Origin of the sequence: Okeania hirsuta (assembly GCF_003838195.1) — a bacterium.
Lineage (GTDB): Bacteria > Cyanobacteriota > Cyanobacteriia > Cyanobacteriales > Microcoleaceae > Okeania > Okeania hirsuta.
Genome location: NZ_RCBY01000033.1, coordinates 19,396 through 32,313, shown reverse-complemented (window position 1 = coordinate 32,313; position 12,918 = coordinate 19,396). Strand labels below are relative to the sequence as shown.

Sequence of the window (12,918 nt, the reverse complement as noted above, 5' to 3'; positions counted from 1 at the left end):
CCAAATTTTCAAGACAAAAATTGTAATTATACAACCTTTTTGGGGGTTGCACATTATGGAATTATATTGCCAAAAAATAGTTTAGACTTTGACTAAAAAAAACCTAATATTAATTATTAATTATAGCAATTAATTAATCCAAAATCTTGTTTATCAAAAATCTCAAATCATTCGTCACTGTGCAATGCCCCTTTTTGAGTAGCCCTTAAGAAGATAGTATATAACTACTTGCTAATTTATATATTTATAAATTTTGAATTCAAGCCAACATCAAATCTCATTTAATATCTGTCAATAAAAATAGTTAAAAATAAATTTAGTTTACTGATGTTAATTACCAAAATAAGAAACAGGGAACAGAAATGTAGAGGAATCTGTTTTCAAATAAGTTGTTAATTATTATAGTAGTCGAAGCAAAGAGGGCGGACATATCAAAAGATTAAAACTCAGGCAACACAAGATTTTTTTTCTTCTAGATAACTAACTTTTTCCTCCTTGCTTCTTTTTTCTGCTATATCTATCAGGATAATTTGATAATTCAAGTATAGAATTTTTAACTCTCAGAATTATATGTATGTAGTTTGAGTAATCCTAGATAAATTGCAATAAATAAACTTTTAAAACTTTTAAGGTGTATAGGGTGGAATTCCACCCTAATAACTTCAGCTAATCACTAGAACTGGAATGTAGTCCTGATAGTACCGATAATTAATTCATCATTATCATCATCTTGGTTAGCATTTGTAATTACAGTTACACCAGGAGTAATCGAGATATTATCTGTAACTTGATATTTGTAAAATGCTTCTATGTGCCATGACATATCTTGTCGTAATCCCGATGCCAACCCGTTAGGAACTTGTAGTTCATTCATGTAGGGTTCCCGACCTACAACAATACCACCTAAACTACCTTCCTTAAACAGATCGGGGAAAGCTAAATTTGCTCCATAACTCCATTGTTCAAAATCACCTAAACCAATCAGCTTCCCATCAAGATACATACCAAAGCCATTAATAGTTACCCAATCAGCTGCTCGCCAGGACATTTGTACACCATAAGCATTAGTCGAAACTGGCTGGGCAATATTAACTGAACCTGGTCGGCGGTCATTAAGTTCTGCATTTAAACCAAAGATAGTATTGGCAACACCAGTCCCCACAAAGCCACTGTTTAAACTGCCATTATCCCCTAGACCTGTAGCTGCACCATCATCATATCCAAAATTTCCTGGTCCAAAATAGCCTTTGTTGTAGGTAAGTCCAATTTGGAAATTTTTGATTGGAGTAAAAGTTAGTTGTGCTAATGCAGCATAATCTCCATTAAATAAACCTCTTCCTTCCCGAGGATCTTCACCTTCCGCTGCTAAGTAACCAAAAGATACAGAAAATGGACTATAGACACAAGCATATTGGTCTTTGCAACCAAAATCATACTCAACGCCAAGTCCTTTACCTCCCCCTAAACGATAGATCGGACTCCTTTGACCAAAAGCACTTAAAGAACCACTTCCTCCATCATAATCTTCCATGTAAGGGTTGAGAGTAGGAACAAAATCGTACCAACTTACTTTATTAGCAGCAATAGTTACTCTAATGTTATCCCTGACAGGGAACTTATAGAAAAGTTTATCTAGCTCAACCGTATCATCTGTGAGGTTAAGAACATTAAAAGTTTGCTGTCCCTCAGCCTCAGCTATCTTCTGGTTAAATGCTTGAGCATTACCTGCTTGTAACCTTGTAAATAATAAGTCCTCACCAGAAAAGCTAGTGTTGAAATTCAAACGTACCCTGTATTGAAATACTGTTTGGTCTTCGTCTTGTGTATTATCGTTGAAGGTTCCGTATCGCCCTTGGTCTTCAAAGTTATCAACAAAGGCAAAAATTACCTCACCTCTAAGTTTGGTAGTTGTCGAAAATTGATTGGCCTCTAATTCAGCAGCACGAGCTTCTAGAGCATCAACACGACCCCGCAAAATAGCTAATTCAGCAGAAAATTCTTCTTGTAATCTTTGTAGAATTGCCAGGTCTTCTCTAGTTACTGTATCTGCTATAGCAGCTTGTAATAGTTCTGTAATTCTATCTAAGCAAGCATTAACACCAGCCGCAAATTCAAAACGGGTTAAAGCACGGTTACCTCTATAAGTACCATCCGGATATCCAACAATACATCCATAACGCTCAACTAAGGATTGTAGTGCTTGAAAGGCCCAGTCTGTAGGTTGAACATCAGAAAGTTGAGATACAGAAGTAACTTGACCTTTTGTTTTTCTTCTATTTCCTCTGTTAAGATTACGAAGACTTGGTTGACGAAGGTTACGACCTTCTCTTCCGTAGCGGTTTATTTGTCTTATGGTCGTTGCTGGTGCATTAGCAACGGAATTAGCTGAATTTGTTCCAGGGACTTGAGCTAATAGTTCAGTTTCCTGTGTTTCTATGCTTGTATCTTGGGACTGAACAACCAGATTTGCTGATTTACTTTCAGTCGCTACAGCGGCTGAGGATGCAACAAGGGTTGCTCCCAAGACTGCTGGACTAAATAGTAGACAATTCCAGAATTTTTTTGACATTTTCCCTCTCATCCTCACACCGATCGCAGAGAGACCATTTGGCTATATTTATCAGTTAATTTTGATTGGTTAGCATAGTTTTAGCTTTGCAACTTCTTGATTATTAAGAAGGAGTTGCAAAGGTGCAAATAGTCTAATTTTTTTTCAGAGTCTAGGTAGCTCTTGGCAGGATTAGACTTACAAGCAATCTTAAAAATACTTCCAATCTTAGAACAAATTTTGAGGTTTGTTCAACTTTATCTACAGCACAAACAGAGCTTTCTGTGAGTTTTACTAAAAATTTAATTTTTAACCCTAAGATTTTTACTTGACACTCCCACCGTTAAATCGCTCGATTATAACGGGGGATTCTTGCTTCACAAACTCTTAACTAGATAACAAATCAAACAAGTTGAGCTGTACCCCTGCCAGACCGTCTCCACAAGCTTTTCTTGCTCCGTCTTTACGCTGAGGAAACCTCAGCGCAGGCGGTGCGCTTTTATTGAACGGTGTGCCCCACCGCTATTAACCCTCTACTATTGATTCACCACCACTTAATTAATTTATAACTTTGAAATCTATGAGGGGCTGTGTGCGTTGGTTTCCCGTGCAATTTGTACGCCCCCTCTCACCGCTAAATCTCGCGATTATAGCGGGAGTCCTCTTTCAAGATTTTTTGATAAATAGATTCGGTAGTTGAGTGACAGGTTATCACAATTTTTTTTTATCAACAACCTCTATACAGAATTTTTTTATTCTGTTAACCATGGCCTAATTAATTTTTGATCTTTGTATCTCTAGTATAAATTTTTGCTTTTTTGAGTGTACCTTATTTGCTGTGTCCTAGTATGGAGAAGACTTCTCGTTGTTCAAATAGTTCCAAGAAGTTGCTATTAATTTTATTCTGGGCTGCTTCATGACGCATAATTCTGAGAGCAACTTCTACAGGCAAACCTTGTTTGTAGGGGCGATCTCCTGCTGTTAAAGCATCATATATATCTGCAATAACCATAATCTGGGCTTGAATAGGAATATCTTTTTGCTTTAGTCCCCTGGGATAACCACTGCCGTCCAATTTTTCATGGTGTCCATAAGCAATTTCTGGAATTTGCTGTAAGTTATTTGTCCAGGGAATCCGCTTCAAAAATTCGTAAGAATGAGTTACATGAGACTCTATAGCTTTTCTTTCTTCAAAAGTCAAGTTACCTCTAGGAACTGCTAGTTGAGCCATTTCCTCCGGTGTAATTAGTGATTTAACTTGACCGTCTATGTCTTTGTAAGTGTAAAGTAATAATTGCTTCAGTTGTTTCAGTGGTTCTTCTGTTGTTATAGTTGGCTCGTTAGCGGTTAATACTATTTGCCAATAGTTATTAAGCTTGGTGATCGCTGTTTCTAGTTCTAAATCCAAATTTTCAATTTTTTGGCATAGAGGACAATTTTCTTGAGTATGTTGTTGAGATATGTCAGATAAATGTCCGAGTAACTGTTTATACTTGGTTTGAGTATGCTCCATCTCCAAGGTACGTTGAGCAACAGAAAACCTTTGCTGAATCAGCTCTAATTGTTGTTCATAAAGTTTTTTACGTTTTGTTAATATTGCTTCTGGGACTCCAATTTTACCGAAATCATGCAGCAAAGCAGCATACCGAACTTCTTTAATTTGCTGCTCGTTAAAGGACACTGCCCATAAAGGCCCGCTGGTAATAGTATTAACTTCTTGACACAAGCTGACTGTCAATTTTGCTACTCGCTCTGAATGACCTGATGTACATAAATCTCTAGCTTCTATTGCTTGTACTGATGCTTTAACAAGGCCATCAAATAGATTTTCAATATTTTCTTGTAAATGATTTCTTTCTATTGATATAGCTGCTTGAGAAGCAAGAGAACTTACTATTCGTTCTTCCCATTGTGAGTATGGCTGAATTAATTCTTGAAAATTCTTCGCTGTTAATACTGCATTTGAGTTAATCTTGCGATTAATTAACTGGAGCACTCCAATTATTTCTTGAGACCTATTTTGCATAGGTAAAACTAACACAGAACAAGTACGATAACCAGTATTTTTGTCGAAGCTTTTGTCAAATTTATAAGGTACACTTAAAGGTAAATTATAGGCATCTGATAAGTTTAAACTTTCACCTGTAAGAGCAACATATCCGGCCAAGCTTTTCGGTGTCATATTGATCGCCAGCTCGTGGAAAGAAAAGTCTGGCAAAGAATCATTTTGGGCTACCTTGAACAATAACTTAGTAGGTTGATTTCCTTTTTTTTCTACTAGATAGACGCTACCTGCATCACTACAAGTTATCTCCCGACTTTTGGATAAAATTAAATGTAAAATATCGCCCAAATCGTAAGTATCTGAAAGGGCAGCACCAATATGTAGTAGCTGCTCTATCAATGATTCTGTGTTCTCGGTAGCAGATTCTTGCATCCACTTGAGAATATTTAGTTGGAACATAATTTAGGGCTATTAACTAGCCTTTATCCTGAACAAACTTAATTACTAATTAATACACTTAACTTTCGGGTAGTAATATAGTTAAAGAAAATTATTTTGAATTTAAAGGCATCAAAATTCTAGTTTTTGCTTGCTTAATTTCAGTTTTAATTAGAAAATTTATTAACTAATAACTCTATTATAAATACTCGGTCAGTTAATCCGTACTAGACTAACTTAAAATGAACTACCCCGCCGTGTAGACGGACGGGGTTTCTAAGTCCCCGTCAACAAAGTCCGCACTTTGAGATTTTGAGCGCTTCATTTGCCCCAGTTGCCTCATCGAGCCTGTATGTTTACGGGTCGAATCAGTAGAGCTTGAGCATCGACGATTAACGAGGCCAGTTCCTAACCCCGGTTGCCGATCTGCAGCAACATTCCACATCACCATGACCGAGCCTTGGTCTCTTGGCACCTCAAAACCACAATCATCACAAACATGGTAACGATTACTCAACTGTGCCCATTCTTTATGAACTGTTCCACAGCTAGGGCATCTCTGAGAAGGCTTGACTCTCCTGGTGTCAATGGTTATATGCAAACCACCTTTACCTAAAATTTTATACAACACCATCTGATTTAATGTTCCAAAGCCAACATCAAGCAGAGAACGGTTGAGACCTGCTTTTTGCTTTGAGCGTTTACCTGTCTTGGCTTTTCGGGTCATGCCTTTAACATTTAATTTTTCAGTAACTACGATGTCATAACAACTAGCAATATCTGTAGTTACTTTATGCTGCCAATCTTGTCTTACGGCTGATTGTTTGGCCTTGAGCTTAGAGATTTTTCTCTTCGCTTTTTTCCATCTACTTGATGCTTTTTGCTTACCTTTAATTGGTCCTTGCTTTCTTTTGAGTTGACGTGAAGCTTGCTGAATTTTTGGGGCAAACTCCCTGTCAAATCTAGGATTACTAATTTCGTCAAAACCATAGCCATCATAACAAGTCAAAGCTGTTTGAGTACCAAGGTCAAAAGCCACCATTGACTCATAATCTAAGGGAGATTTACTGCCAAACAACGGTAATGGTTCCGAGGTCTTGATACTAAATGAAACATACCACTCATCTTTATGAGGACGATAAACAATCGTACAAGTAGTAGGTTTTCCCCAATACTTAAACCTACCCCGCATCCTGAGTCTCATACCCAAGTCATTAAGTGTCACCCATCCACAGTTAACAGAATATTTTTGGCACTTTTCAATTTGCACCTTAAAACCTTGACGACCATCTGGGTAAGTCCAACCGGAGTAATTCCTAATTGACTTAAACTTTGGGCGTTTCCTGATTCCTTTAAAAAAAGCATTATAAGCTAAGTCAACACGCTTGACTGTTGCTTGCAATGAACTTAAATTAAGCTGTTGATAATCGGACCACTGCTGTCTAAAACCTGGTAATGCGTTTTGCTGAGTGAAATAGTCTACATTTGAGCGATTTTTTCTCCACTCAAAACGCCTATGAGCGACACCAGCGTTATACAAAAGCTGGTGTAGTTTTCTGACTAAAAATAGTTTTTCTTTCTGTACTTTTGTCGGATACAGTCGAAAAGTCAATCTTCTATTGGCCATAGAACTATCACCTCTAGATAAAGTTTGAGTCGATATAATTATCTTAACACCAAAAATAAAAATGAGTAGAAATTATGGAAAAAGAATTAAACCGTGGTTCTCATGTAGTCTATGACATTCACCTGCATATATGTTTCGTGACTCAATATAGAAAAAAAGTATTGACTACAAACATGATTAAAGATATGAGGGAAATCATAGAAAAAGTTTTAACTGCTAAACGCTGTTCCTTAGAAGAGTTTGAAGGTGAGCCAGACCATGTACACATATTGATTCAGCTACATCCAGACAATAATATTTCCCAGTTAATATCATCTCTAAAGTCTGCTACCAGCAGAATTATTAGACGAAAATATGCTCAAGAAATCAACCAATTTTACTGGGGAAAAGCTAAATTATGGCATGACTCAAAATGTATAGTTTCCTGTGGTGGCGCACCCTTGGAAATAGTCAAAGATTACATCAAAAATCAGTCGGGAGGTAGACAAACATCTTGATCGAAGCGGATCAACATTTATTTATGTAAGGGGGGTGCTTTCCGCCCCACCCTGTGGAGGAGTGGGGAAACCAGCACCCCCTTACCAACCCCCTTATGGTTGTATCCGCTCAATAAATGGGGGTAGACTACCAGTTGAGAAAATATTTTACGTAATTTGAGGTTTATCTTTTACCGATTCACCCCGGATTATTGAGCTGTTACCTTAAATTTATATCGAACTACGAAAACTAGCTTAGTCTAAAGCAGATATTTGTTTAGCCATGCTAAAATCTTTTTCTGTTAAACTGCCTACATCATGGGTCGTTAAATTAATTATTACTTTATTATAAGATATCTCTATATCAGGATGATGCTGTGATGCCTCGGCTGGATCTACTAATTGATTAACAAAACTAATTGCTTCGACAAAATTTTTAAATATTTTTACGCACTGAAGTTTATTTCCTTCTAGCTTCCAGTCTGATAATTGACTAACACGTTGACTAATTTCTTCTGCACTCAGCAATTTACTCATAAAATTCTCCAAAAACTATCCGCTCTTATCATAAAGTAGTATGTTAGCAAATGCTTTAGTACTACTTCAAGATAAGAGCGGTCTAGCGGGTCACCTTGATTGAAACCTAACTGCTGAGAGAAACCCCAGATCAGCTTAGTTAAAATTTATTTTAACTCCCCTAGAAGGGGAAACAAGCTAGCTACTAGAGTCCAGCCCCAGCACACAGCTGGTATTTTCCAATCTGGTGACCCAAGCGTTTACTACTATCTTGCATGGGCATCACCTCCTTATATCCCTAAACGGTTTTTAATAATCTTTACTATTAATAATAGTAGCACAAAAATTTGAGAATGCAATTGTCTTGTTAATTTTTTTTCTCAGTTCAGGACTTCAATAACTTAATAAGCAAAAATTAAGAGTTTTAGATACAGAGTAATAACCAAAAAAAGGTTGAGAGATTATCTCTATATAAAATAACAAATATGCTAGTTAAAAAAAACAAAAATATAAAGTACATTGCTGGTTTATAAGGTAAAGACTATCCAATCATTTAATGAGTGAATATTATTATTCCGCCACTGTTCATCACTTATAGCGCTGTGCGCAGGCAACAGGCAACAGGCAACAGCTCCGGAAGGGGGAATAAATTGCTGATAATATAAGACTTTTAGCTATTTGGCCCCTCCTGCAATTTGTAAATATACCAGCGCTCATTGCTATAACTTGAAAAGTTCTGTATATACGCTGGATTAAAAAAAGTGCCTAATCTTCCAAAAATAATGGCTCCTACAAACTAACAATGTAGGAGCCATGAAAGGATTTAAAATTTATCCCTTCATAAATTATTACAGAGCGTTACCACGAGGTAATACTTCTTCAGGGAATATAAAGTTTTGATGTGGTTGATCTTGAGGTGCCATCCATGCTCGGATACCCTCGTTCAACAAAATGTTTTTGGTATAAAATGTTTCAAACTCTGGGTCTTCTGCTGCCCGTAACTCTTGGGATACGAAGTCATAAGCTCGTAGGTTTAATCCTAAACCTACCACACCTATGGCACTCATCCACAATCCTGTTACTGGTACGAACAACATGAAGAAGTGTAACCAACGTTTGTTTGAAAATGCGATTCCAAAGATTTGTGACCAGAAACGATTAGCTGTCACCATGGAATATGTTTCTTCTGATTGAGTCGGGTTGAATGCTCGGAAGGTATTTGCTGCTTCTCCATCTTGGAACAGTGTGTTTTCTACTGTTGCTCCATGAATTGCGCATAATAATGCTCCTCCCAAGATTCCTGCTACGCCCATCATGTGGAATGGGTTTAGCGTCCAGTTATGGAACCCTTGGAAAAATAGGATGAATCGGAAGATTCCTGCTACTCCAAAGCTTGGTGCAAAGAACCAGCTTGATTGACCCAATGGGTACATTAAGAATACACTCACAAATACTGCAATTGGACCTGTGAAGGCTATGGCATTGTAAGGACGTATTCCTACCAAACGGGCGATTTCGATCTGACGTAGGCAGAAACCAATCAGAGCGAATGCACCATGGAGAGCGGTGAATGACCACAATCCACCAATTTGACACCAACGAGCAAAGTCTCCTTGAGCCTCTGGACCCCAGAGAAATAGTAGGGAATGTCCCATGCTGTTGGCGGGGCTGCTGACTGCTACGGTCAGGAAGTTACAGCCTTCTAGGTAAGAACTGGCTAACCCGTGGGTATACCAGGAAGTGACAAAGGTGGTTCCAGTTAACCATGCTCCAATGGCTAGGAATGCACATGGGAACAAGAGTATACCAGACCAGCCTACAAATACGAAGCGATCGCGTTTCAGCCAGTCATCCAGGACATCAAATGGTCCTCTTTGACTCTGCGGGCGTCCGACTGCTACAGTCATTACGGAATTCTCCAAATAATTATGATAACTACAGGTAACGTTTTTATCTCAACCTTCTCTTAATAATTATTGTTCTGCCATAGCAGAATATGAGAGGTTTTGTAAACATTGTTTAAATTTCTTTACCTTAGTTATCATTATATAGATAATTTCTCGTTGGAGCAACAAAAAAAAATAGTTTTTAGAGACGATTTGTTTTTTATATTTTAGATTTAGACTTTGAAGTTAAGTATTCTCAATGGTTATGGGGCAAGCTCAGATAACTTTGTTTAAATCTTATAGGGAATCAAGAGCTGTGCCAAAAGTATTCAAAGTACAGATTGGCAGTTGGATAAGTATTTAAAATGGACAATGTTAATAGTTGATAAAAATATAGTCACATAAGACATATTCTTCGGATCGCAGGTGTCACCCTGACCCTCGTGAACTTCAAAACCCTCTATCCAATAGTCAAAGACAAAAGGGAGCTGCTTTTTTGATTATATTAACAGACCCGTTCACGCACCTTATTGATTAATCCTTTGCTGGCGGTACGATACAAACCTACTGGACCGACACACCTTAAATGGTGCATTAGATTCAATTCAAAAGTCAAAAGTCAAAAGTAAGAATTTTCAAGTTAAAAGCTAATGCACAATTTTAGCTGTGTCAGTCCACTACTGTTGTGTCAAGCCTAAAATAGGGTAATAGGAAAATGGCAAAATCTAAACTATATATTGTTTTTGTCCAAAACCCTAGGGCGTGTCATCAATTAAAAATTTGACAAAATGGGTATTGTATGGTTTGTGGAGATGGCGATCGCTATGCCAATAAAATGACTGATTCTACCTGTAGGAATTCCTCCCAGAAAGTTTACTGAACGTTTATCTTATCTAGTAGCGATCGCTCTATATTGTTTGAGAAGGCGCGAAAAAATTTTCAATTCATAGACGTGCTTGATACAATATCTCATCGTAATTACGAAGTTCACGCGCAGTTTTTTTTCGGAGGAATCACTACTTCTTTTCCTCTGTAGGTCAAAGGCTCTATCACCTGCTCCTCGGCATCATTTGTTATTCCTGATAGTTATTATTCATAAGCATATTATAATTTTAATGTCAACCTCTTTAATTGATGACACGCCCTAATACAACATTTAAAGCTTAACAGGCCACTACGCAAGATTCTGTGATGGTAATTTAGCCTTGAATTCTCAGCCAACTTGATTAGGGCATGAAACGTATGGCCGAGAGTTATTAAATTTTGTCAAATACTTAGTCGCTCTTTTGTACAAATTCACGAAGATATTTGACATTGTTTGAATATATATGACTATATTTATGTATAACGTTTATTATACTTATCACTAAGAAATGTTCACTATTGACATTATTGTGAAATATACCCCCGCACCATTTTCAGTACAACGTAAGTTAGCTGAGGATGCTGAAGCTGTTTATCAACAAGTCCTTGAGTCTATTCGTTCTGGTAATCCTCAAGTTATAGAACTTACTTGTGAGAAAATGCCTGATAAAAAGATTGCTATACTAGCCAGTGAAATTTCTGGTGTCCAGATTTCCCAAAAATCTGGTGCTGCAGCTACTGGAAGACCACCTGGTTTTGTTGCTCTGACACAATGAACCCTAGGGATAACAGTATTCAAATTACTCGTCCAGCGATTGTAGTACAAGACCTTTGTTTTGATTGGCCTAATGGTAGTCAGGTTTTACGTTCTTGTTCTCTAAAAGTACCTAAAGGAGAATTCTGGATGCTCTTGGGTACTAATGGTAGTGGTAAATCAACTTTGTTAAGGGTATTGGCAGGACTTTTGTTTCCTCAGTCTGGAAAAATTCATTTTGAAGGGCGAATGGGTTTTGTTTTCCAAAATCCTGACCATCAATTGGTGATGCCTACTGTGGGAGCAGATGTTGCTTTTGGACTGGTTGAAGAGAGACTTTCTCAACTTCAAATTCGTCATCGGGTAGAAGATGCTTTAACAGCAGTCAATCTTTTAGATTTACAAAGGCGTCCTATATATGCTTTAAGCGGGGGTCAAAAACAAAGGATAGCGATCGCTGGAGCTATTGCTCGTAATTGTGACATCTTGCTGTTGGACGAACCTACTGCTTTACTTGACCCAGACAGTCAATTAGATTTGGTCACTCAAGTTCAAAGCTTGGTGAAAAACAGAGGTATTACTGCTCTGTGGGTTACTCATCGTCTAAATGAGCTGGATTATTGTGATGGAGCATTTGTATTAGATCGAGGTCAAGCAGTAATACAGAAACCCGAAACTGTTGAAGAAAAGTTTGAGTGACATCCTCCCGATGCTGACTTTTACATTGATGATTTTAGTGGGGGGTTGAACGGATCAAATCAGCTTGGGGGAGTCCATGTATCCCGGCGCTAATCTTTCAGATATAGCGCGGGACTTAGAGCTGCCCCTAGCACCCTCAATCAGTTAAATATTTGGCTTAAACTTGAACTTCCTAATCTACATTACTCTCAAAGATACAAAGATACAAAGTATTAAGAAGGAGGAATGGTAGATAGGGATGATAGTAGAAATAGAAAAAATCAAACTAGGCAGATAGTGATTCGATACCTCCCTGAGATAAAACTTTAATCTCCAAAAAATAGGTTAAGAAGAATCAATGTCCTTGTGGAAAATATTAATCTATAGAAAATTTATCTCACTATTACAGTAAAATTTCTGATCCTTAAACTCTCAAGCTTTGAAAGTTTAGGGATTATTTTTTTTGACCACTATAGAATCTGAATAAATGTTATATTACATTAGTATTTGTTAACATTCTGTGGAGAATTATCCCTTTGAATCATGTCACGCTCTTTAAGACGAAAGGTTATGCTCGTAGATGGCTATAATGTTATTGGTATCTGGCCTCGCCTCCAAGAAAGCTTTAGGATTCATGGCTTGGAAACAGCAAGACGAGATTTGATAGAAGCGATGGTAAATTATAGTGCTAGTCAAGATTTGAATACTCGTATAGTATTTGATTCTCAATACCAGTATACTCCTACAGTTAAAGAGGTTATTACCGATCGTTTATCTGTTTATTATACAGAATTCGGCCAGACAGCAGATACATATATAGAAAAAGCTTGTGCTAATCTTCGTCAAGAGATGCGCCTGTCTAAGAGTAGGTTAATTGTTGCGACTTCAGATCGTGTTCAACAACTTACTGTGGTAGGTTATGGTGCAGAATGGATATCTTCTCAACAGCTTGCCCATGACATTGAAAGTGTAGCAAGTAGCGTTCGGCGTAGATGTCAACGAAGCAAAAGAACATCAGGCCGTTTTTTGGCTAATTACCTAGACCTAGAGTCTCAAAAGCGCCTAGCTGAACTAAGAATGGGTAAATAGCTTTTACTTATTACCATAATAATACCTGAAAGTCAAA

9 protein-coding genes are annotated in these 12,918 nt (G+C 37.5%); 4 read left to right on the top strand and 5 right to left on the bottom strand.

The window, feature by feature from the left end:
• Positions 1-673: 673 nt before the first annotated feature.
• From D5R40_RS08230 to D5R40_RS08220, 3 genes are all read right to left on the bottom strand, one after another.
• Positions 674-2,569: an iron uptake porin gene (locus D5R40_RS08230; protein WP_124144682.1), complete on the bottom strand. Its 1,896-nt coding sequence runs from the start codon at positions 2,567-2,569 to the stop codon at positions 674-676.
• 808 nt (positions 2,570-3,377) lie between these two features.
• Positions 3,378-5,012, bottom strand: coding sequence for an HD domain-containing phosphohydrolase (locus D5R40_RS08225; protein ID WP_124144683.1), 1,635 nt, complete (start codon positions 5,010-5,012; stop codon positions 3,378-3,380).
• 226 nt (positions 5,013-5,238) lie between these two features.
• Positions 5,239-6,618 carry an RNA-guided endonuclease InsQ/TnpB family protein gene (locus D5R40_RS08220; RefSeq protein WP_192901272.1) on the bottom strand — a complete coding sequence of 460 codons (1,380 nt, stop codon included), beginning with the start codon at positions 6,616-6,618 and terminating at the stop codon, positions 5,239-5,241.
• A 74-nt stretch (positions 6,619-6,692) separates the two neighbouring features.
• Between D5R40_RS08220 and tnpA the strand changes: the two genes are divergently transcribed.
• A complete protein-coding gene (gene tnpA / locus D5R40_RS08215) occupies positions 6,693-7,115 on the top strand; it encodes an IS200/IS605 family transposase (RefSeq protein ID WP_192901108.1) in 423 nt (140 codons plus the stop codon).
• Positions 7,116-7,349: 234 nt separating this feature from the next.
• Here the strand turns inward: tnpA and D5R40_RS08210 are convergent, their stop codons facing one another.
• Together D5R40_RS08210 and psbD are read right to left on the bottom strand one after the other, a co-directional pair.
• Positions 7,350-7,631, bottom strand: a complete 282-nt coding sequence (locus D5R40_RS08210) for a 4a-hydroxytetrahydrobiopterin dehydratase (protein WP_124144685.1) — start codon at positions 7,629-7,631, stop codon at positions 7,350-7,352.
• Between the two features lie 827 nt (positions 7,632-8,458).
• Positions 8,459-9,517, bottom strand: a complete 1,059-nt coding sequence (gene psbD / locus D5R40_RS08205; RefSeq protein WP_124154481.1) for a photosystem II reaction center subunit D2 — start codon at positions 9,515-9,517, stop codon at positions 8,459-8,461.
• Positions 9,518-10,869: 1,352 nt separating this feature from the next.
• Here psbD and D5R40_RS08200 point away from each other — a divergent pair.
• The 3 genes from D5R40_RS08200 (at position 10,870) to D5R40_RS08190 (ending at position 12,881) form a co-directional block, all read left to right on the top strand.
• Positions 10,870-11,136, top strand: coding sequence for a UPF0367 protein family (locus D5R40_RS08200; RefSeq protein ID WP_124144686.1), 267 nt, complete (start codon positions 10,870-10,872; stop codon positions 11,134-11,136).
• Positions 11,133-11,813: an energy-coupling factor ABC transporter ATP-binding protein gene (locus D5R40_RS08195; RefSeq protein WP_124144687.1), complete on the top strand. Its 681-nt coding sequence runs from the start codon at positions 11,133-11,135 to the stop codon at positions 11,811-11,813. The genes D5R40_RS08200 and D5R40_RS08195 overlap by 4 nt, the downstream gene beginning before the upstream one ends.
• 522 nt (positions 11,814-12,335) lie before the next feature.
• On the top strand, positions 12,336-12,881 hold the full coding sequence (locus D5R40_RS08190; protein WP_124144688.1) for an NYN domain-containing protein: 546 nt from the start codon (positions 12,336-12,338) through the stop codon (positions 12,879-12,881).
• Positions 12,882-12,918 lie beyond the last annotated feature (37 nt).

Bases quoted from the DNA above. Each gene is read 5' to 3' on its own strand.
- D5R40_RS08230 (WP_124144682.1), bottom strand. From the start codon at position 2,569: ATGTCAAAAAAATTCTGGAATTGTCTACTATTTAGTCCAGCAGTCTTG.
- D5R40_RS08225 (WP_124144683.1), bottom strand. From the start codon at position 5,012: ATGTTCCAACTAAATATTCTCAAGTGGATGCAAGAATCTGCTACCGAG.
- D5R40_RS08220 (WP_192901272.1), bottom strand. From the start codon at position 6,618: ATGGCCAATAGAAGATTGACTTTTCGACTGTATCCGACAAAAGTACAG.
- tnpA (WP_192901108.1), top strand. From the start codon at position 6,693: ATGGAAAAAGAATTAAACCGTGGTTCTCATGTAGTCTATGACATTCAC.
- D5R40_RS08210 (WP_124144685.1), bottom strand. From the start codon at position 7,631: ATGAGTAAATTGCTGAGTGCAGAAGAAATTAGTCAACGTGTTAGTCAA.
- psbD (WP_124154481.1), bottom strand. From the start codon at position 9,517: ATGACTGTAGCAGTCGGACGCCCGCAGAGTCAAAGAGGACCATTTGAT.
- D5R40_RS08200 (WP_124144686.1), top strand. From the start codon at position 10,870: ATGTTCACTATTGACATTATTGTGAAATATACCCCCGCACCATTTTCA.
- D5R40_RS08195 (WP_124144687.1), top strand. From the start codon at position 11,133: ATGAACCCTAGGGATAACAGTATTCAAATTACTCGTCCAGCGATTGTA.
- D5R40_RS08190 (WP_124144688.1), top strand. From the start codon at position 12,336: ATGTCACGCTCTTTAAGACGAAAGGTTATGCTCGTAGATGGCTATAAT.